Below are 19,864 nucleotides of genomic sequence, written 5' to 3' on the forward strand. Positions count from 1 at the left end.
AGCGTTCATTTCAGATTATAGAAAACCCCTGATTTATCGCGAAAAAAAAGGCGGCACAGGGCCGCCTGACAAAACGCGTTTCGTTAGAGATCCGGAGGGTTTTTTCCCTCTTCGATAAAGTCTGCGTCCAGCTCCTCGGCGTTGCCTGCGTGGTCGCGGCCGGAGAAGAGGTTCCAGCAGGCGATAAACAGGGCGGCAATCAGCGGCCCAATCACAAAACCATTAATACCGTACAGCTCCATACCGCCGAGCGTGGTGATCAGTATCAGGTAGTCCGGCATTTTGGTGTCTTTGCCCACCAGCAGCGGACGTAAAAGGTTGTCCACCAGCCCGACGATAATGACAAAAAAGCCCACAATGAACAGACCCTGCCACAGCTGGTGAGTGGCAAACAGGAAGATCGCGGCGGGAACCCAGACGATAGCCGATCCGACGGCGGGCACCAGGGAGAGGAACGCCATCAGCGCTCCCCACAGTACGCTACCGTCAATACCGACGATGGCAAAGGCGATACCGCCAAGCGTACCCTGAACCACTGCCACGACCGCCGTACCTTTTACCGTGGCTCGCGAGACGCCGACAAACTTAGCGAACAGGTGCTGTTTGGCGAAGTCAGACAGCGGCAGCGAGTCGAGGATCTGGCGCACCAGATAGGGCCCGTCTTTGAGCAGGAAAAACAGCAGGTACAGCATAATGCCGAAGCTAATAGCAAAGCCGAACGTCCCTTTACCAATCAGGAACGCGCTTCCCGCCAGATACTGTCCACCCTGTAACGCGACATCGGAAAGCTTTTTCTGAATCTGCGCGGCGTTGGTCAGGTTGTGATCCGCCAGGAAGCCGCTGGCCCAGTCCGGCAGGCGATTGAAGATACCGGCGATGACTTCCGGGAACTGCGTGTTGTTCTGTTGCAGCTTGGTGTAAACCATGTTCAGTTCCACCGCGAGCGAGGAAAGGATCACCATCAACGGAATAAACACGATCAGGCAGATAATGCCGAGTGTAAGGAGGGAAGCCAGCCCGTTGCGATCGCCCAGCGCGGTACGCAATTTGTTTTTCACCGGGTTGAAAATGATGGTCAGGATCGCGGCCCACAGAATCGCCGAGAAATAGGGTGACAGCACGTCAAAGAAAGCCCAGGTAACAAGGGCCAGGATGAGAATAAAGAAACCTTTGGTCAGTCCGTTAAATCGCATAGTGAGTCCAGGTGAAGAAGAAACTGTGTCGACTATAGAACTGATTTAAAGATTTACCAATAATTGCGCCGAAGTCGTGCCGGGTGGCTTTTTGTTAACAATCGCGGTATAACACCCTTCTTTGGATGTTTAGATGTCCATACGTTTAGAAGGTAATATGCAAACAGAACAACAAAACGGGCAGCTTAAGCGCACCATGAAAACCCGTCACCTGATTATGCTCTCGCTGGGGGGCGTTATCGGCACAGGGTTATTCTTCAATACCGGATACATCATTTCGACAACCGGCGCGGCGGGCACGCTGCTGGCGTATCTTATTGGTGCGCTGGTGGTCTGGCTGGTTATGCAGTGTCTGGGCGAGCTTTCCGTAGCAATGCCGGAAACCGGCGCGTTCCACGTCTACGCCGCTCGTTATCTCGGCCCGGCGACAGGGTATACCGTGGCGTGGCTCTACTGGCTTACGTGGACAGTGGCGCTGGGATCGAGCTTTACCGCAGCCGGGTTCTGTATGCAGTACTGGTTCCCGCAGGTTCCCGTCTGGACGTGGTGCGTCGTCTTTTGCGTGGTGATTTTTGCTCTTAACGTCATTTCCACTCGCTTCTTCGCCGAAGGGGAATTCTGGTTCTCGCTGGTGAAAGTCATCACCATCATCGCCTTCATTATTCTCGGCGGGGCGGCGATCTTCGGTTTTATCCCGATGCAGGACGGTTCACCGGCGCCGGGCTTAAGCAACCTTACTGCCGAAGGCTGGTTCCCGCACGGCGGTCTGCCGATCCTGATGACCATGGTGGCGGTCAACTTTGCCTTCTCCGGAACGGAGCTTATCGGCATCGCGGCAGGAGAAACGGAAAACCCACACAAGGTTATTCCGGTTGCTATTCGCACCACCATCGCCCGGCTCATCATCTTCTTTATTGGCACCGTGTTTGTGCTGGCGGCGCTGATCCCGATGCAGCAGGCTGGCGTGGAGAAAAGCCCGTTCGTGGTGGTGTTTGAAAAGGTCGGCATTCCGTATGCGGCGGATATCTTTAACTTCGTGATCCTGACGGCGATCCTCTCGGCGGCGAACTCGGGTCTGTACGCCTCTGGCCGTATGCTGTGGTCTCTGTCTAACGAGAAAACGCTGCCGCGCTGCTTTGCCCGCGTCAACAAAAACGGCGTGCCGCTGACGGCGCTCTCCGTTTCCATGCTGGGTGGCGTGCTGGCGCTGTTCTCCAGCGTGGTTGCGCCGGATACGGTGTTTGTGGCCCTGTCAGCCATTTCCGGTTTTGCGGTGGTGGCGGTGTGGATCAGCATCTGCGCGTCACACTTCGTGTTTCGTCGCCGTCACGTGCAGTCCGGGCAGCCGCTTTCGGCGTTGCAGTATCGCGCGCCATGGTATCCGCTGGTGCCCGTGCTTGGCTTTATCCTCTGCCTGGTGGCCTGCGTCGGCCTGTGGTTTGACCCCAGCCAGCGTATTGCCCTTTATTGCGGGCTTCCGTTTGTCGCCCTGTGTTATGGTGCGTACTACCTGACCCGAAACCTGACCACGCAGGAGCCTGAACATGTCGCAGAATAATCCGCTTACCGCCCTCCTTGAAAACCAGCCGTTTGTCGTGCTGGATGGGGCGATGGCAACGGAGCTGGAAGCGCGCGGTTGTAACCTTGCCGACAGCCTCTGGTCGGCCAAAGTGCTGATGGAAAACCCGGAGCTGATCCGGGACGTGCACCTCGACTATTACCGCGCGGGGGCACAGGTGGCGATCACCGCCAGCTATCAGGCCACGCCTGCGGGCTTTGCCGCACGCGGGCTCGACGAGGCGCAATCGCGGGCGTTGATTGGCAAAAGCGTAGAGCTGGCACGCAAAGCGCGGGAAGCGTACCTGGCAGAGAATGCGCAGGCGGGCACGCTGCTGGTGGCGGGGTCGGTAGGGCCGTACGGCGCGTACCTTGCCGATGGATCTGAATATCGCGGCGATTATGTGCGTCGCGCTGAAGAGTTCACCGCGTTCCACCGTCCCCGCGTGGAGGCGCTGCTGGATGCGGGCGCGGATCTGCTGGCCTGTGAAACGCTGCCTTCTTTCCCGGAGATTAAGGCGCTGGCGGCGTTGCTGACGGCGTATCCTCGCGCCCGGGCATGGTTCTCATTTACCCTGCGTGACAGCGAGCACCTGAGTGACGGGACGCCGCTGCGGGATGTCGTTTCTGCGCTGGAAAACTACTCGCAGGTTGTCGCGCTGGGGATCAACTGTATCGCGCTGGAAAACACCACCGCGGCGCTGACGCATCTGCACAGCCTGACGTCGCTGCCGCTGGTGGTCTATCCGAATTCCGGCGAGCATTATGATGCGGTGAGCAAAACCTGGCATCACCACGGTGAAGCCTGCGAGACGCTGGCGGGGTATTTACCGCAGTGGCTGGATGCCGGTGCGAAGCTGATTGGCGGCTGCTGTCGCACCACGCCGCAGGATATTGCTGCGCTGACGGTTCAGCGCTGAGGTCTTTGCCGGGTGGCGGCTGCGCCTTACCCGGCCTACAAATTGCACGAACCGTAGGCCGGGTAAGCGCAGCGCCACCCGGAGAAACAACCGCACAAAATTCACTATCCTTTCCCGCTTTTTTTCTAAAAACGAATCGTCATTAGCGATTCTTTTTTATTCCTTTATCAAATTTCTCGCGCCGGAAATACTGCCCTTATAACAACAAGGGGAGCAGGCACTATGGCAATTTCATCGCGAATCACACTTCTCGGCGCACTGGCGCTGTGGGCATTTCAGGCGCAGGCGGTGGACGTCACCGTCGCGTATCAGACTTCCGCTGAGCCGGCGAAAGTTGCGCAGGCGGACAACACCTTTGCCAAAGCGAGCGGGGCGAACGTCGACTGGCGCAAGTTCGACAGCGGCGCGGCGATTGTGCGGGCGTTAGCCTCGGGCGACGTGCAGATTGGCAACCTGGGCTCCAGCCCGCTGGCGGTGGCCGCCAGCCAGCAGGTGCCGATTGAAGTCTTCCTGCTGGCGTCGCAGCTCGGAAATTCCGAAGCGCTGGTGGTGAAGAAAAGCATCACGAAACCCGAAGATTTGATCGGCAAACGCATCGCGGTGCCGTTTATCTCCACCACGCATTACAGCCTGCTGGCAGCGCTGAAACACTGGGGCATTAAGCCGGGCCAGGTGCAGATCATTAACCTGCAACCTCCGGCGATTATTGCCGCCTGGCAGCGTGGCGACATCGACGGAGCATACGTCTGGGCGCCCGCCGTCAACGAGCTGGAAAAAGAGGGCACCGTGCTGACCGACTCCGAAAAAGTGGGGCAGTGGGGCGCGCCAACCCTTGACGTCTGGGTCGTACGGAAGGACTTTGCCGAGAAACACCCTGAAGTGGTGAAAGCCTTCGCCAAAAGCGCCATCGACGCACAGCAGCCATACATCAGCAACCCGGATGAATGGCTGAAACATCCCGCCAACCTGGAGAAGCTCTCACGTCTGAGCGGCGTGCCGGAAGCTGACGTGCCGGGGCTGGTAAAAGGCAACACCTATCTGACGCCTGCGCAGCAGGTCCAGCAGTTGAACGGGCCGGTGAGCAAAGCGATTGTCGACACTGCGACGTTCCTGAAAGAGCAGGGCAAAGTGCCTGCGGTGGCGGCGGATTACAGCCAGTTCGTGACCGATCGCTTTGTGAAATAAGGGGGCTGCAATGCTGAACATTACAAACCTGTCTGCCGATTACGGCGGCAAACCCGCCCTGGAAGAGATCAACCTGACGCTGGACAGCGGTGAACTGCTGGTGGTGCTGGGGCCGTCCGGCTGCGGGAAAACGACGCTGCTGAACCTGATCGCCGGGTTTGTACCGTATCAGCACGGCACGATCCAGCTGGAAGGAAAACGGGTAACGGGGCCGGGCGCAGAGCGCGGCGTGGTCTTTCAGAATGAAGGATTACTCCCGTGGCGAAACGTTCAGGAAAACGTTGCGTTTGGTCTGCAACTGGCCGGTGTAGCGCGTGAACAGCGCCTGAGTACGGCGCGCGATATGCTGAAAAAGGTCGGGCTGGAGGGGGCTGAAAAACGCTTTATCTGGCAGCTTTCAGGTGGGCAGCGTCAGCGCGTCGGGATCGCCCGTGCGCTGGCGGCTAACCCACAGCTGCTGTTGCTGGACGAACCTTTCGGGGCGCTGGATGCCTTCACCCGCGAGCAGATGCAAACCCTGCTGCTGCGCCTGTGGCACGAAACCGGCAAGCAGGTGCTGTTAATCACCCACGATATCGAAGAGGCCGTGTTTATGGCGACGGAGCTGGTGCTGCTCTCACCGGGGCCGGGACGCGTGCTGGAGCGCCTGCCGCTTGAGTTTGCCCGCCGCTATGTGGCGGGAGAGCCGGTACGCAGCATCAAATCCGATCCGCTGTTTATTGAACAGCGTGAATACGTCTTAAGCCGCGTGTTTGAGCAACGGGAGGCGTTCTCATGAGCATTGTTTTCAGTGAAAAAACGCGGCGGACGCGCCTTGCCTTACGCTGGCCGTTTTCTCGCCAGCTCACCTTAAGCCTCAGCACGCTGGTGGTGCTGCTGGCGGTATGGTGGGCGGTTGCCGCGCAGCAGTGGGTCAGCCCGCTGTTTCTGCCCCCGCCAGGCCAGGTTCTGGAAAAACTGATTACCATCGCCGGGCCGCAGGGCTTTATGGATGCCACGCTCTGGCAGCATTTAGGCGCCAGTCTGATGCGTATTCTGGTGGCGCTGCTGGCGGCGGTCATTATTGGCGTTCCGGTGGGGATCGCGATGGGACTGAGCCCGACGGTACGCGGCATTCTCGACCCGCTGATAGAGCTTTACCGTCCCGTCCCGCCGCTGGCTTACCTGCCCCTGATGGTGATCTGGTTTGGCATCGGCGAGACGTCAAAGATCTTACTGATATACCTGGCGATATTTGCGCCGGTAGCCATGTCGGCCCTGGCTGGCGTAAAAAGTGCGCAGCAGGTACGCATACGTGCGGCGCAGTCGCTCGGCGCCAGCCGCGCGCAGATACTGCTGTTCGTCATTTTACCAGGCGCGCTGCCGGAGATACTGACCGGGCTGCGCATCGGCCTTGGGGTGGGCTGGTCTACGCTGGTGGCGGCAGAGCTGATAGCCGCCACGCGCGGCCTTGGGTTTATGGTGCAGTCGGCGGGAGAGTTCCTGGCGACTGACGTGGTACTGGCAGGGATCGCGGTGATCGCCGCGATTGCCTTTGGATTAGAACTGGGACTGCGCGCGCTACAGCGTCGCCTGACGCCCTGGCATGGAGAAATACAATGAGTGAACGACTGACCATTACCCCGCTGGGGCCATATATTGGCGCGCAGGTGTCGGGCCTGGACGTAACCCGTCCGCTGAGCGATAACCAGTTTGAGCAGCTGTACCACGCGGTGCTGCGTCATCAGGTGGTGTTCCTGCGCGAACAGGCCATTACCCCACAGCAGCAGCGCGCGCTGGCCCTGCGTTTTGGCGACCTGCATATCCACCCGGTCTACCCGCATGCGGAAGGGGTGGAGGAAATTATCGTGCTGGACACCCATAACGATAACCCGCCCGATAATGACAACTGGCACACGGACGTTACCTTTATCGACACACCGCCAGCCGGGGCGATTCTGGCAGCAAAACAGCTGCCGGAAACGGGTGGGGATACGCTGTGGGCCAGCGGGATTGCCGCGTTTGAGGCGCTCTCCGCGCCGCTCCAGACTCTGCTGAGCGGCCTGCGGGCGGAGCATGACTTCAAAAAATCGTTCCCGGAGTACAAGTACCGCAAAAGCGAAGAGGAGCACCAGCGCTGGCTGGATGCGGTCGCAAAACATCCCCCGCTGCTGCACCCGGTGGTGCGTACCCATCCGGTGACGGGCAAACAGGCGCTGTTTGTGAATGAAGGGTTTACCACGCGTATCGTGGACGTAGCGGAAAAAGAGAGTGAGGCGCTGCTCGGCTTCCTGTTCGCACACATCACCAAACCGGAGTTCCAGGTGCGCTGGCGCTGGCAGGAGAACGATCTGGCGATCTGGGATAACCGCGTCACGCAGCATTACGCCAATGCGGATTACCTGCCGCAGCGAAGGATTATGCAGCGGGCGACGATCCTGGGGGATAAGCCGTTTTACCGTGCGCCTTGATTGCCGGGTGGCGGCGTTGCCTTACCCGGCCTACGTTTAATTGTAGGGCCGGTAAGCGCAGCGCCACCGGGCAACGGAGCTAAAGGTGTGCTTCTATATACCGCTGATAGCGGTTTGCCTTCAGATAACACAGATCCACCAGCACCAGCCCGTCGATACAGTTATTGAACGCCGGATCGCTGCCGAAATCGATAAACTGCACGCCGCCGGGTTCGCATAGCTCGGAATACTGTTTGTAGAGCGGCGGGATGCCGCAACCCAGGTTGCCGAGCAGGGATTTCAGCTTTGTCAGGTCATCCACGTAATCCACTCCGCCAAACTGTGCCAGCACGTCCGGAAGTGAGGCCGGGTAGGGTTGACGCGAGGCGGCTAAGGGATGGCTGGCCGGAAACCAGAGACGATAAAACGCCACCAGCAGATCCCGTGCGGCTGGCGGTAAGCCGCCGGAGATGGACACCGGACCAAACAGGTAACGGTAATGGGGATAGCGTGCCAGATAGGCGCCAATGCCTGACCACAGATAGTCCAGACCGCGACGCCCCCAGTAGCGCGGCTGTATAAAGCTGCGCCCCAGCTCAATACCGTGCTCCAGTATGTCCTGCATTTTTTCGTCGTAGTGGAACAGGCTGTAGCTGTACAACCCCTCGACGCCGCGCTTTTCCACCTGCATGGCCGTTGGCATAAAGCGGTACGCGCCGACAATCTCCAGGTCATCGTCATCCCACAGAATAAGGTGCAGATAGTCATCATCGTAGCTGTCGGTATCCCGGCGCTTCCCGCTGCCTTCCTCCACGGCACGAAAGGCAATCTCGCGCAGCCGCCCAAGCTCGCGCAGCAGAGGCGCCTCTTCCTGCCCGTTGCGCTGCCAAAGATAGATGGCCTTACCATCGCTGGTTTTGCCCAGACACTCGGCCTGCGCCAGTTCGCGCTTGAGCGTCGCCCTGTCTTCCGGGCGGGCAATGGCGCACTGGGTTTTAAAGACGCCAGGCAATCCCTTGCCAAGACGTATCACGTGCTGACGACACTGCTCGGCCATCTCACGCGATGAAAGGGTAGAACTAAACCGCTCATTCCAGGCAATCTGCTGGCCGATTTTGATCGGCAACTGACTGTGACGGCGGCGAAACATCTGTTGCATCAGCAGCAGCATGGATACCGTTGGCGAGACCAGGGTACTGGCATAAAACAGCAGGCTGTTGTGCGCCTGGATATGTACCGGGAGTAGCGGCACCCGTAGTTTGCCGGCCAGCTTGATAAAGCCCGGATGCCATTTTTTATCGCGGATGCCTTTGCGCGTTGGGCGGGAAACTTCGCCCGCCGGAAAGAAGATCAGCACGCCGGCGTTTTGCAGGTGCTGCTCCATCTGTATCAGCGAGGATTTTGCGGTTCTGCCGCCCATATTATCTACGGGAATAAATAATGAACTGAGGGGCTCAAGGTGGGACAGCATCCTGTTGGTAACAACCCTCACGTCGCGGCGCACGCGGGAAACGGCATACAGCAGCGCCAGCCCATCCAGGGTGCCGGTCGGGTGGTTCGCTATCACAATGATTGGGCCGTGTTCGGGGATTTGTTCGAGGTCGCGGGCGGAAACGGAGCAGTGAATATCAAGGTGTTCCAGAACCTGCTCCACCATATCCAGCCCTTTCAGGTGACGGTGGCTGGCGGCAAACTGCTGAAATTCGTCTTCGTGAAGCAGTCTTTTTAACAGACTTTTTTGCCAGGGTGCGGGCCTCGCCTGAGGCCAAAGGTCATCAAGAACGCTGTCGAGACTAAACATTGATCACTCCTCCTGCCGTCTTGCCCAGACAGTAGAAGGAGGAGATGTCGTTTGTATTGCAGTTTGGTGAAGATTAGCGCAGAGAGCAGGCCGGGTAAGGCGAAGTCGTTACCCGGCGCTAAAGCGGATTAACGCAGAATTTTCTTCTCAGCCAGATCCAGCGCGAAATAGCTGAAGATCAGGTCCGCGCCCGCGCGTTTGATCGCCCCCAGGCTTTCGAGGATCACTTTCTCTTCGTCGATGGCACCCGCCTGCGCGGCGAATTTGATCATCGCGTACTCGCCGCTCACCTGGTAGGCGCCCAGCGGCAGTTCGGTGCGTTCGCGAATGTCGCGCAGGATATCCAGGTATGCGCCAGCCGGTTTCACCATCAGGCAGTCAGCGCCCTGGGCTTCATCCAGCAGAGACTCACGAATCGCTTCGCGGCGGTTCAGCGGGTTCATCTGATAGGTTTTACGATCGCCTTTCAGCGCCGTGCCGGCTGCTTCACGGAACGGACCGTAGAAAGAGGAGGCGAATTTGGTGGAATAGGACATGATGGCGGTGTCGGTGAAGCCCGCAGCGTCCAGCGCCTGACGGATCGCCTGTACCTGCCCATCCATTGCCGCAGAAGGCGCAATGAAATCCGCACCCGCAGCGGCGGCAACTACCGCCTGCTTGCCCAGATTCAGCAGGGTCGCATCGTTGTCCACGCCGTGATCGCACAGCACACCGCAGTGGCCATGAGAGGTGTATTCGCAGAAGCAGGTATCGGACATGACGATCATCTCCGGCACACTCTCTTTGCAGATGCGCGACATGCGGGCGACGAGGCCGTCTTCTTTCCAGGCATCGCTGCCGGTCGCGTCAGTGTGGTGGGAGATACCGAACGTCATTACCGAGCGGATGCCCGCATTCGCAATGCGTTCGATCTCGCGGGCCAGATGCTTTTCAGGAATGCGCATCACGCCCGGCATCGCGTCGATGGCTTTGTAGTCATCGATCTCTTCTTCAACAAAAATCGGCAACACCAGATCGTTTAAGGTCAGTGTTGTCTCTTCAAACATGGCGCGCAGTGCGGGAGACTTGCGCAGGCGACGGGGACGTGCAATTAAATCGGTCATGGTATGCCTGATGTTTGTGGAACAAAGAGGTATAGTGTACCTGAAAGCAGGGAGCGGTGTTTTACTAAAGTTGTCTTTTAGATTTTCGAAATCGACTAATATTCGCTGTATGTATTTTGTCTATATTATAAAACTTATTCTGGTGTTTAATATTGGTGAGGTTTCTATATTGGTTCGGGATTATAAATATAAATGATTTATTGCTTTTTATTATATGTGCCGAAGCAACTAAAGTAGTTTGCAATCAGTTGAATTTATAATATTTATTCATAATGATTGATATTGTCCTGGGTTTACAAGCTTATTTGTCTGAATACGGACTTAATGGAATCATTCATTGAACCTTTTCGAACTGAAACTGCATAATTCCTTCCGCAATTTAATGTTGCCAAATGATTTGATGGACAAACTTGCTTACGTCCCTGAGGAGGGATGACCCAATGCAAACATGGAAAAAGAAACTGGTTGTATCACAACTTGCATTAGCCTGCACACTGGCTATCGCTTCTCAGGCCAATGCGAAAGATATATCCGGCACAACATATAATACTTTTGGCTATGACAATACCGCGTCCACGCCCTGGTATTATGGTTATGCTGACTGGGATTATTCAGATGCCACACATGATGGTGACATTTATCCAGTCATCAATAAATCAACCGTAAACGGAGTTATTTCGACATACTATCTGGATGATGGTGTCAATGGCCGTGCGAACGCGTTGAGTATTTCTAACAGCACCATTAACGGCATGATCACGTCAGAGTGTATGACCACGACGTGTGCAGATGGCGTGGATACTGACGGTACCACTCATACCCAGTATGATCGTTTTAGCCTGACTGTTGATAACTCCACCATCAACGATACCTACGAGCATTACGCCTACGATGTCGTCAATGGTGAAACCACTGAAACGCATTATCTGGACACCTATGGTCTGGGTAACGCGATCACGCTGGAGGTTGAATCTGACATCGTTATTCAGAACAACTCCCATATCGCGGGCATCACGCTGACGCAGGGTTATCAGGAGCTGGATAACACGCCATACGACGGTGTTGAAGGCGTTGCTAACAGCAGCAATATCTTTACCGATACGCTGGTGGTGAAAGATTCTGTGCTGACCTCTGGTGCGTACAGCGATCTGGGTACCAGTGGCTTCTACGGTCAAACGGCGAAGCCGAGCGACTACGGTGAAACCAACGCCACGGCTGCGGATGATGCGGCGCTGATCGTTGTTGCTGGCGCGTCTGATAACGCTATGCAGACCACCGCTACCTTCGATCACTCTACCATTACCGGCGACATCCTTTTCGCCAGCACCTTTGATAACAACTTCTACGAGAATGGCGATCCGGCAACGGATACCACCGATGACGGCGTCTATAACCCAACCACCAACGGCTGGGATGATACCGACAAGCTGGATGTCACGCTGACCAACGGCAGTAAATGGGTGGGTGCCGCGCAGTCCAGCGTTGAAGCCATCGGCACGGCGCAGATGTATGGTGAAGGCTACAGCGATGTAGACTGGCACACGCTTTCTCCAAACAGCATCTGGCCTGATTCTACCTTTGACAGCAACGGTCATGTTGCAGGTGAAGAAGTTTATCAGAGCGGCCTGTTCAACGTGGCGCTGGATAACGGTTCCGAGTGGGATACCCGTAAGATCTCCAACATCGACGCGCTGACGGTGAACAACCAGTCTCAGGTCAATGTTGAAAACTCCGGCCTGCTGGCAGATTCCATCACCCTGACCAATGCGTCTAGCCTGAATATTGGCGACAGCGGTGGTGTGGCTACCGACAGCCTGTATCTGGATAGCTACAGCCGTGCTGCACTCACTGAAGAGACAGCTGAGCTGTATGCCAACACCATTACCGTGGACAACGGTGCAGAGCTGGCGCTGGGTCTGGGTCAGGTTGATACGCACAATATGGTGCTGACCGATGGCGGTGTGCTTAACGTTGCCAGCCGTGATTATGTGCTGAACAGCGACCTGAACAACGCACGCTATATCACCAACGATCGCTCTAAAGCGGATTACGACTATGGTGTTGTCGCGCTGAACTCTGACGGCCATCTGGCGGTGAACGGTGACGTTGCCGGTAACTATAAAGTGCGCATCGACGATGCGACCGGCGCAGGCTCCGTAGCTGACTACGAAAACAAAGAGATCGTTCGCGTCTATGACAATAACGCGGATACCGCTGCCAGCTTTACTGCGGCAAACAAAGCTGATTTAGGTGCATACACCTATCAGGCGCAGCAGAAGGGCGACACCGTTGTTCTCCAGCAGGAAGAGCTGACTGACTACGCCAACATGGCGCTGAGCATTCCTTCTGCTAATACCAACATCTGGAATCTGCAACAGGATACCGTGGGTACCCGTCTGACCAACAGCCGTCATGGCCTGGCAGATAACGGCGGCGCATGGGTGAGCTATTTCGGCGGCAACTTTGACGCGGATAATGGCACCGTTAGCTACGATCAGGACGTAAGCGGCATTATGGTAGGTCTGGATACTCAGATCGACGGTAATAACGCGAAGTGGATTGTCGGTGGTGCGGCTGGTTTCGCGAAGGGTGATATCAGCGATCGTACTGGTCAGGTCGATCAGGACAGCCAGACTGCGATGATCTACGCGTCGGCGAAGTTCATGAACGACATCTTCCTCGACAGCTCCCTGAGCTACACCCGCTTCAACAACGACCTCTCTGCTACCATGAGCAACGGTCAGTATGTTGACGGTAATACCACGACTGACGCCGTTGGTTTCGGGATGAAACTGGGCTATGACTGGAAACCAAACCTGTCTGGCTACGTCACGCCTTACGCGGCGATCTCTGGCCTGTTCCAGTCCGGTGATGACTACCAGCTAAGCAACGACATGCGTATCGATGGTCAGTCTTACGACAGTATGCGTTATGAACTCGGCGTGGATGCAGGTTATACCTTCAACTACGGCGGCGAGCAGGCATTAACGCCTTACTTCAAACTGGCTTACGTGTATGACGATGCCGACAACAATGCTGATATCAACAATGACAGCATTGATAACGGCGTGGAAGGCTCTGCGGTTCGCGTGGGACTGGGCACTCAGTTCAGCTTCACGAAAAACTTCAGTGCTTACACTGATGCGACTTATCTGGGCGGCGGCGACGTTGACCAGAACTGGGGAGCAAACCTGGGTGTGAAATACACCTGGTAATATAGAAAGCGCGGGGGATTTTTCCCCCGCTTTTTTATGTGTTTTAAAAATTATAAAGAACCGACAGATACAGATGACTTGAGGTATGCATGAACGTTAATGCGAAGCCACTTTCTGAATTAAGCCGGCTCATAAAGTGTATGGAAGTCGCCGGTACCCCATTTAAGATCGAACCACAACAATTAATAACTACCGGCAATAATGATGATGAACCATTGACCGTTGTCATACAATCCGGCCTGACGGCCGTCCACCGTAAATCAGACGAATTACTTATGGGTATTGCGCGGGCACCGTATATCCACGGTTTAAGCGCATGGATAAATGAAAACTATCTTGAATATTCTTTGATGGCACAGACGCCTTGTACCGGATTTTATTTACCGGCATCTGACGCGTACCAGCTTATTCAGGACGCGCAACTTTGGCAAGAGGCTTTCTGCTGGCTGTCATGGCTTAACCATTTATTGGGAAAACGTGACATGCAATTGGTCGGAAATAATTCCTATAGCCAAATCCGGGCGATGCTGATCAATATGGCCGAGTGGGATGACACGCTACGTTCAAAAATTGGTGTTATGAATCATATTCAGCGTAGCACGCGTATTTCTCGTTCGGTCGTTGCTGAGGTTCTGGCGGCGCTGCGGCAGGGGAACTACATCAATATGAGCCGGGGCAAACTGATCAGTATCAACCGTTTGCCCACGGACTATTGAGATCAGTTAGAGGCCGTAAGCACCTGCGCTTTATTGGCGCTCAGCTCGGCCACCAGATTATTTACGCCATCACTCATATTCACGAAGCGTGTATTTGGCGACCGGGTGACCACCACAAAAGCGCCTACGTTTGATTGCGGAATCATCGCCATGTAGGTGATGAATCCGCCACCTCCACCGGTTTTTTGAATAATCCCCGGTCGGCCATCTTTTGGCGCCATATACACCCAGCCCATGCCGAGGGCATCGGCTTTACCTGGAACATCCATGCCAATGACGCGTCGTAGCTGAGCACGCTGGTAGATGAGCGTCTGCATTCGGTCGGCCTGATTGCTGCGCGCGTAAAAATCCGATGAGAGGAACTGTTGCATCCAGCGCATCATGTCGCCAGGCGTAGAGTAAACGCCACCGCTGCCAATGGCGGCCAGCGTGTTATTGCACGGGCTGGCCCCTTTTTCCGCCACCATCAGACGCTTGCACTGGTCCGGGGAGGGGGTGTAAGTGGTATCTTTCATCCCGAGCGGACGCGTGATCTGCTCTTCAAACAGTTGAGGGTAGGGCTTACCCGACGCCGTCGCTAAAGCGTCGGCCAGCAGATCAAACGCCAGGTTAGAATAGCCGGCCTGCGAGCCCGGGGCCGATTTCAGGGTTGCTGTGCTCAGGTAGTTCCAGCGTTGCTCGCGGGTTGGCCAGACAAAGACAGGGCGATGCGCAGCGCCACCGGGCTGTTCTCGCGGCAGGGCGCTGGTATGGGTCGCCAGATTCACCAGTCTGATCGGCGTTCCCTGATATGTCGGAACGCGAGCGCCGGGCGGTGCATATTTGCTGAGCGGATCGTCGAGTTTCACCACGCCCTGATCGAGCAGTTTGACCAGCATTTCGCTGGTCATCAGCTTGGTTATCGATGCGACACGGATAACGGAATCCAGCTGCGGACGAACGTTATTTCCCGGTCGTGTTTCACCGAAGCTGCGAAACACCCGCTGGTTACCGTCGATCACGACCAGCGCCATTCCCGTCGCACCGCTGCCGTAATAAATAAGGTTCGCGTAGCGATCGGCAATGTCAGAGGCCAGAACCGGGGCCGTCAGAGGCTGTGCTGCCTGGGCGGTGGACAGGCTCACCGCACACAGCGCGGCGATAGAGAGCAGACAACGTTTCAACGAAAAGCATCCATCAAGTGAATAAGGAAAGTTACGGGTAGTTATACTACTAATCGGCGTCGGGCAATGGCCCGATTTGCATAACGATAGCGAGAAAAACGTAACCGTGGGTAAATTTGAACAATTACTTGCGGCGTGGCTCCCATTTTGTGACATCGACCGTATGATAGACGCTACGATCGCTGTTGCGAATGAAACGCACCGAAACAATTCCTGAAAACTGGGAAGCGAACTAATAATTCACCCGCAGGTCTCACTTTTTTGCCTGAGCCGGGAGGCTGGCACAGGCAAGGTTTCGTGTGGCGATATGTTGAACACAGCAACAGCCATAACAACAAGAAGGAAGCACAATGTTTAAGTCTTTTTTCCCAAAGCCGGGGCCCTTTTTCCTGTCGGCATTTATTTGGGCACTGCTGGCTGTCATTTTCTGGCAGGCCGGTGGCGGCGCGTGGCTGACCCGTCTTACGGGGGCAACGGGCGATATTCCCATTAGCGCAGCGCGCTTCTGGTCCATGAGCTACCTGCTTTTCTACGCTTACTACGCGCTCTGCGTAGGGCTTTTCGCCATGTTCTGGTTCGTCTATTCTCCTCACCGCTGGCAATACTGGTCGATTCTCGGCACGTCGTTAATCATCTTTGTCACCTGGTTCCTGGTGGAAGTGGGCGTAGCGGTCAACGCCTGGTATGCGCCGTTTTACGATCTGATCCAGACGGCGCTGAGTTCGCCGCATAAAGTGACCATTAACCAGTTCTACCATGAGGTGGGGATCTTCCTCGGCATCGCCCTTATCGCCGTGGTGATTGGCGTGATGAATAACTTTTTCGTCAGCCACTATGTGTTCCGCTGGCGTACCGCGATGAACGAACACTATATGGCGCACTGGCAGCACCTGCGGCATATCGAAGGTGCCGCACAGCGTGTGCAGGAAGACACCATGCGTTTTGCCTCTACTCTGGAAGATATGGGCGTGAGCTTTATCAACGCCATCATGACGCTGATCGCCTTCCTGCCGGTGCTGGTGACGCTCTCGTCGCACGTTCCGGAGCTGCCGATTGTCGGCCATCTGCCATACGGCCTGGTGATTGCTGCGATTGTCTGGTCGCTGATGGGAACGGGGCTGCTGGCGGTGGTGGGGATCAAGCTGCCGGGGCTGGAGTTTAAAAACCAGCGCGTGGAAGCGGCCTACCGTAAAGAACTGGTGTATGGCGAAGACGATGCCAACCGTGCGTCACCGCCTACCGTGCGTGAGCTGTTTGGCGCCGTACGTCGTAACTATTTCCGCCTCTATTTCCATTACATGTATTTCAATATCGCGCGCATTCTTTATCTTCAGGTTGATAACGTTTTCGGGTTGTTCCTGCTGTTCCCGTCCATCGTTGCGGGTACGATTACGCTCGGTCTGATGACCCAAATCACCAACGTCTTTGGTCAGGTTCGCGGTTCGTTCCAGTATCTGATCAGCTCCTGGACTACGCTGGTGGAGCTGATGTCCATCTACAAACGTTTACGCAGTTTCGAGCGTGAGCTGGACGATAAGGACGTGCAGGAAGTCACCCATACATTAGGTTAAAAAGGAATTGCTATGCCATTTGCCGTACCACGTGCATTACCGCTGACGTTACTCGCCGCTTTTGTGCTGGCGGGCTGTGCCGAAAAAGGGGCTGCCCCGCTCAAAGAAGGGGAGAAGCCCGTTGATGTGGCGAGCGTGGTGCGGCAAAAGATGCCCGCCAGCGTGAAGGATCGCAGTGAGTGGGCTGATGCGCTGGCAGCGACCTTCAAAAGCCAGAAGATCGCGCCTACCGAGGAGAATATCTGCTCGGTGCTCGCGGTGGCGCAGCAGGAATCGATGTATCAGTCAGATCCTGTAGTGCCTGGCCTGAACAAAATCGCCTGGAAGGAGATCGACCGCCGGGCCGAATCGATGCATATCCCGGTTTTCCTGGTGCATACCGCCCTTAAAATCACCTCGCCAAACGGTAAAAGCTACAGTGAACGGCTGGATACGGTGAAAACCGAGAAACAGCTTAGCGCCATTTTCGATGATTTCATCAATATGGTGCCGATGGGGCAGAAGCTGTTTGGCTCGCTAAATCCGGTGCATACCGGCGGTCCGATGCAGGTCAGTATCGCATTTGCGGAAAAGCATACCGACGGCTATCCGTGGGATATCGACGGTACGGTACGTCAGGAGGTCTTCTCCCTGCGCGGTGGGCTGTGGTTTGGGACGTATCACCTGCTGAATTATCCGGCCAACTACGATAAACCGCTGTATCGCTTTGCCGACTTTAACGCGGGCTGGTATGCCAGCCGAAATGCAGCCTTCCAGAATGCGGTAAGCCGCGCCAGCGGTGTGAAGCTCGCTTTGGACGGCGATCTCATTGCTTACGGCAGCAGTGAGGCCGGGACCACCGAACGTGCGGTGCGAAAACTCTCGACGAAGCTGGAGATGAGCAACAGCGACATTCGCCGACAGCTGGAGAAGGGCGACAGCCTGGCGTTTGAGAAAACGGATCTGTATAAGCAGGTCTTTGCGCTGGCCGAGAAGAAAAGTGGAAAGGCTTTACCCAGAGCCATTCTGCCAGGCATTCAGCTGGAAAGCCCGAAGATCACGCGTAACCTGACGACCGCCTGGTTCGCGAAACGCGTTGACGATCGTCGGGCACGCTGTATGGGACTGTAATCAGTGGCGGTTGCGCCAGCGCAGGACAAGGGCAATCACGCCCAGAACCATGCTGCCCGCGAGGAAGGGAATGAGTCCAAATACGGTGCTCACGCCTAAACCGATTTCAACGCGCGGGCGGCCTGTATCCTGCACCTGCATCAGATGCTCATACACGCCAGGGGCATGCACCAGCATATTCAGCAGTTGGGTTCCTGCCCAGAAACAAAACAGAACAAACAGGGCATAGGCAATATTCCCCGCCGTGGAGGTTTTTGGTTGTTTTCCGCCAAAAATCGGTTTCGACAATGTAAAGTCTGCCATAAGACCTCCCGATAATATCACTCTGTTTTAATACGCGTCGTACAGGGTGAGTGTGACAGGTCATAGCATTTGTCAATATCAGAATCGTGGGAAATTCGGCTCAGGATTTCTCCTGGATTGTCGATTTCTGCATCACGTCACAAATTGATAACATAAGTGAAACTGCGCTGCATTTCAGAATTTACGTATCCGCCACAGACGCCTTTATCAAACTGTGAGAGGATAGTTTTTTTTCTGCCGGAGTTGTCATGAAGCTCACTTCCAAATTACGCCGTGACTGGCATTACTACGCCTTTGCGATCGGGCTGATCTTTATTCTCAACGGTGTTGTCGGGCTGCTGGGATTTGAAGCGAAAGGCTGGCAAACCTATGCGGTTGGGCTGGTAACCTGGGTAATCAGTTTCTGGCTGGCGGGATTTATTATCCGCCGTCGTCCCGATGAGACGACGACGGCAGAGAAAGCTGACTAACCGTTAGTTAACGGAACTTTTCAGGGCGCTGTCAGCGGCGTGGCGCTCCAGTGCCAGTTCAATCAGGCGGGTGATCAGTTCCGGATAGCTTATCCCGCTGGCCTGCCACAGCTTCGGGTACATGCTGATATTGGTAAAGCCCGGCAGAGTGTTGATTTCGTTAATCACCACCTCGTTATCCGGCGTCAGAAACACGTCGACGCGCGCCATCCCACAGCAACCCAGCGCCTGATAAGCTTCAACGGCGATCGCCCGGATCTTGTCGTTAACGTCAGGATCGAGCGCGGCGGGAACCACAACCTGGGCACCTTTGTCGTCAATATATTTGGTGTCGTAGGAATAGAAGTCACTGTTCAGTACCACTTCACCACAGGTACTCGCCTGCGGGAAGTCGTTGCCCAGTACGGCGCACTCAATTTCACGACCGTTAATTCCCTGCTCAACCACCACCTTATGGTCAAATTCAAAGGCCAGACGAACGGCATCGTTAAACTGCGCTTCGCTGGTGACTTTGCTGACGCCGACGGACGAGCCCTGATTCGCCGGTTTCACAAACAGCGGCAGGCCGAGTTGCGCCTGGATCTGCGCGAAGCTGTGTTTATCGCGGTTGGCGCGAGTGAGCGTCACGAACGGCGCAATATTCAGACCGGCGTCGCGCAGGAGACGTTTTGTGACGTCTTTATCCATGCAGGCGGCAGAGCCCAGCACATCGGAACCGACAAACGGCAGGTTCGCCATCCGCAACATGCCTTGCAGAGAGCCGTCTTCGCCCAGCGTGCCGTGAACGATAGGGAATACTACGTCAATCTGTGCCAGCGCCTGCGCGTTCCCGGCATCGATAAGCTGTCCCTGTTCCACGCCTGGAACCGTTGCGACGCTGACATCAGAAGGATTAAGGGCAATGTGCGCCGGATCGTCAGCGTGTAACAGATACTGGCTGGCATCGTTAACATGCCACTGGCCCTGTTTATCAATGCCCAGCAGCACCACGTCAAAACGGCTTTTATCAATCGCATCAACGATATTTTTAGCCGATTGCAATGACACCTCGTGCTCTGCCGATTTTCCCCCAAAGACAATACCTACGCGCTGCTTTGCCATCTCACTCTCTTCCAGTCTGACGAAAAG

General features: G+C 55.7%; 17 protein-coding genes. 11 read left to right on the forward strand and 6 right to left on the reverse strand.

The genetic code is table 11. From position 1 onward, the window contains the following. Positions 1-83: 83 nt before the first annotated feature. The gene (locus tag FZF21_RS04440; protein ID WP_017383139.1) at positions 84-1,193 is read right to left on the reverse strand and encodes an AI-2E family transporter; all 1,110 of its coding nucleotides are present in this window, start codon (positions 1,191-1,193) and stop codon (positions 84-86) included. A gap of 157 nt (positions 1,194-1,350) precedes the next feature. Between FZF21_RS04440 and mmuP the strand changes: the two genes are divergently transcribed. The 6 genes from mmuP (at position 1,351) to tauD (ending at position 7,305) form a co-directional block, all read left to right on the forward strand. Then, positions 1,351-2,751 carry an S-methylmethionine permease gene (gene mmuP / locus FZF21_RS04445; RefSeq protein WP_017694445.1) on the forward strand — a complete coding sequence of 467 codons (1,401 nt, stop codon included), beginning with the start codon at positions 1,351-1,353 and terminating at the stop codon, positions 2,749-2,751. Next, a complete protein-coding gene (mmuM, locus tag FZF21_RS04450) occupies positions 2,738-3,670 on the forward strand; it encodes a homocysteine S-methyltransferase (protein ID WP_047738067.1) in 933 nt (310 codons plus the stop codon). The genes mmuP and mmuM overlap by 14 nt, the downstream gene beginning before the upstream one ends. A 222-nt stretch (positions 3,671-3,892) precedes the next feature. Further along, complete coding sequence (gene tauA / locus FZF21_RS04455; RefSeq protein WP_017383142.1) at positions 3,893-4,855, forward strand: taurine ABC transporter substrate-binding protein; 963 nt, start codon at positions 3,893-3,895, stop codon at positions 4,853-4,855. A 10-nt stretch (positions 4,856-4,865) separates the two neighbouring features. Beyond that, the gene (gene tauB, locus FZF21_RS04460; protein WP_017383143.1) at positions 4,866-5,633 is read left to right on the forward strand and encodes a taurine ABC transporter ATP-binding subunit; all 768 of its coding nucleotides are present in this window, start codon (positions 4,866-4,868) and stop codon (positions 5,631-5,633) included. After that, on the forward strand, positions 5,630-6,457 hold the full coding sequence (tauC, locus tag FZF21_RS04465; protein ID WP_017383144.1) for a taurine ABC transporter permease TauC: 828 nt from the start codon (positions 5,630-5,632) through the stop codon (positions 6,455-6,457). Before tauB ends, tauC begins: the two co-directional genes overlap by 4 nt. Continuing rightward, positions 6,454-7,305, forward strand: a complete 852-nt coding sequence (gene tauD / locus FZF21_RS04470; RefSeq protein ID WP_017694443.1) for a taurine dioxygenase — start codon at positions 6,454-6,456, stop codon at positions 7,303-7,305. The genes tauC and tauD overlap by 4 nt, the downstream gene beginning before the upstream one ends. A gap of 79 nt (positions 7,306-7,384) precedes the next feature. On the opposite strand, the gene FZF21_RS04475 is transcribed toward tauD, so the two are convergent. Beyond that, the gene (locus FZF21_RS04475) at positions 7,385-9,085 is read right to left on the reverse strand and encodes a lysophospholipid acyltransferase family protein (protein ID WP_017694442.1); all 1,701 of its coding nucleotides are present in this window, start codon (positions 9,083-9,085) and stop codon (positions 7,385-7,387) included. Between the two features lie 128 nt (positions 9,086-9,213). Continuing rightward, the gene (gene hemB, locus FZF21_RS04480; protein ID WP_015571323.1) at positions 9,214-10,188 is read right to left on the reverse strand and encodes a porphobilinogen synthase; all 975 of its coding nucleotides are present in this window, start codon (positions 10,186-10,188) and stop codon (positions 9,214-9,216) included. Positions 10,189-10,628: 440 nt separating this feature from the next. Between hemB and FZF21_RS04485 the strand changes: the two genes are divergently transcribed. Together FZF21_RS04485 and FZF21_RS04490 are read left to right on the forward strand one after the other, a co-directional pair. Further along, entirely contained in the window at positions 10,629-13,403 is a 2,775-nt protein-coding gene (locus tag FZF21_RS04485; protein WP_149121061.1) for an autotransporter outer membrane beta-barrel domain-containing protein, read from the forward strand. An 89-nt stretch (positions 13,404-13,492) separates the two neighbouring features. Then, positions 13,493-14,119 (forward strand): helix-turn-helix domain-containing protein, encoded by a 627-nt coding sequence (locus tag FZF21_RS04490; protein WP_017694440.1) that lies wholly within the window; start codon positions 13,493-13,495, stop codon positions 14,117-14,119. Between the two features lie 2 nt (positions 14,120-14,121). Here the strand turns inward: FZF21_RS04490 and ampH are convergent, their stop codons facing one another. After that, positions 14,122-15,282, reverse strand: coding sequence for a D-alanyl-D-alanine-carboxypeptidase/endopeptidase AmpH (gene ampH, locus FZF21_RS04495; protein ID WP_003859164.1), 1,161 nt, complete (start codon positions 15,280-15,282; stop codon positions 14,122-14,124). 350 nt (positions 15,283-15,632) lie between these two features. Between ampH and sbmA the strand changes: the two genes are divergently transcribed. Both sbmA and FZF21_RS04505 read left to right on the forward strand, forming a co-directional pair. Further along, a complete protein-coding gene (gene sbmA / locus FZF21_RS04500) occupies positions 15,633-16,853 on the forward strand; it encodes a peptide antibiotic transporter SbmA (RefSeq protein ID WP_045341115.1) in 1,221 nt (406 codons plus the stop codon). Between the two features lie 12 nt (positions 16,854-16,865). Next, positions 16,866-17,963, forward strand: coding sequence for a DUF1615 domain-containing protein (locus FZF21_RS04505; protein ID WP_017383149.1), 1,098 nt, complete (start codon positions 16,866-16,868; stop codon positions 17,961-17,963). Here the strand turns inward: FZF21_RS04505 and FZF21_RS04510 are convergent, their stop codons facing one another. Further along, positions 17,964-18,266 carry a DUF2755 family protein gene (locus tag FZF21_RS04510; protein WP_003859159.1) on the reverse strand — a complete coding sequence of 101 codons (303 nt, stop codon included), beginning with the start codon at positions 18,264-18,266 and terminating at the stop codon, positions 17,964-17,966. A gap of 248 nt (positions 18,267-18,514) precedes the next feature. On the opposite strand from FZF21_RS04510, the gene FZF21_RS04515 reads away from it, so the two are divergent. Continuing rightward, positions 18,515-18,736, forward strand: coding sequence for a DUF2754 domain-containing protein (locus FZF21_RS04515; protein WP_015571318.1), 222 nt, complete (start codon positions 18,515-18,517; stop codon positions 18,734-18,736). Positions 18,737-18,739: 3 nt separating this feature from the next. Here FZF21_RS04515 and ddlA read toward each other — a convergent pair whose 3' ends face one another. Continuing rightward, positions 18,740-19,837, reverse strand: a complete 1,098-nt coding sequence (ddlA, locus tag FZF21_RS04520) for a D-alanine--D-alanine ligase (RefSeq protein WP_017383150.1) — start codon at positions 19,835-19,837, stop codon at positions 18,740-18,742. Positions 19,838-19,864: the final 27 nt, after the last annotated feature.

Source organism: Enterobacter sp. LU1 (assembly GCF_008271405.2).
In the GTDB taxonomy this organism is placed as follows: Bacteria; Pseudomonadota; Gammaproteobacteria; order Enterobacterales; family Enterobacteriaceae; genus Enterobacter; species Enterobacter hormaechei_C.

What these genes read in the sequence shown, in the direction of transcription:
- FZF21_RS04440 (WP_017383139.1), bottom strand. Translation starts at nt 1,193, where the DNA reads ATGCGATTTAACGGACTGACCAAAGGTTTCTTTATTCTCATCCTGGCC.
- mmuP (WP_017694445.1), top strand. Translation starts at nt 1,351, where the DNA reads ATGCAAACAGAACAACAAAACGGGCAGCTTAAGCGCACCATGAAAACC.
- mmuM (WP_047738067.1), top strand. Translation starts at nt 2,738, where the DNA reads ATGTCGCAGAATAATCCGCTTACCGCCCTCCTTGAAAACCAGCCGTTT.
- tauA (WP_017383142.1), top strand. Translation starts at nt 3,893, where the DNA reads ATGGCAATTTCATCGCGAATCACACTTCTCGGCGCACTGGCGCTGTGG.
- tauB (WP_017383143.1), top strand. Translation starts at nt 4,866, where the DNA reads ATGCTGAACATTACAAACCTGTCTGCCGATTACGGCGGCAAACCCGCC.
- tauC (WP_017383144.1), top strand. Translation starts at nt 5,630, where the DNA reads ATGAGCATTGTTTTCAGTGAAAAAACGCGGCGGACGCGCCTTGCCTTA.
- tauD (WP_017694443.1), top strand. Translation starts at nt 6,454, where the DNA reads ATGAGTGAACGACTGACCATTACCCCGCTGGGGCCATATATTGGCGCG.
- FZF21_RS04475 (WP_017694442.1), bottom strand. Translation starts at nt 9,085, where the DNA reads ATGTTTAGTCTCGACAGCGTTCTTGATGACCTTTGGCCTCAGGCGAGG.
- hemB (WP_015571323.1), bottom strand. Translation starts at nt 10,188, where the DNA reads ATGACCGATTTAATTGCACGTCCCCGTCGCCTGCGCAAGTCTCCCGCA.
- FZF21_RS04485 (WP_149121061.1), top strand. Translation starts at nt 10,629, where the DNA reads ATGCAAACATGGAAAAAGAAACTGGTTGTATCACAACTTGCATTAGCC.
- FZF21_RS04490 (WP_017694440.1), top strand. Translation starts at nt 13,493, where the DNA reads ATGAACGTTAATGCGAAGCCACTTTCTGAATTAAGCCGGCTCATAAAG.
- sbmA (WP_045341115.1), top strand. Translation starts at nt 15,633, where the DNA reads ATGTTTAAGTCTTTTTTCCCAAAGCCGGGGCCCTTTTTCCTGTCGGCA.
- FZF21_RS04505 (WP_017383149.1), top strand. Translation starts at nt 16,866, where the DNA reads ATGCCATTTGCCGTACCACGTGCATTACCGCTGACGTTACTCGCCGCT.
- FZF21_RS04510 (WP_003859159.1), bottom strand. Translation starts at nt 18,266, where the DNA reads ATGGCAGACTTTACATTGTCGAAACCGATTTTTGGCGGAAAACAACCA.
- FZF21_RS04515 (WP_015571318.1), top strand. Translation starts at nt 18,515, where the DNA reads ATGAAGCTCACTTCCAAATTACGCCGTGACTGGCATTACTACGCCTTT.
- ddlA (WP_017383150.1), bottom strand. Translation starts at nt 19,837, where the DNA reads ATGGCAAAGCAGCGCGTAGGTATTGTCTTTGGGGGAAAATCGGCAGAG.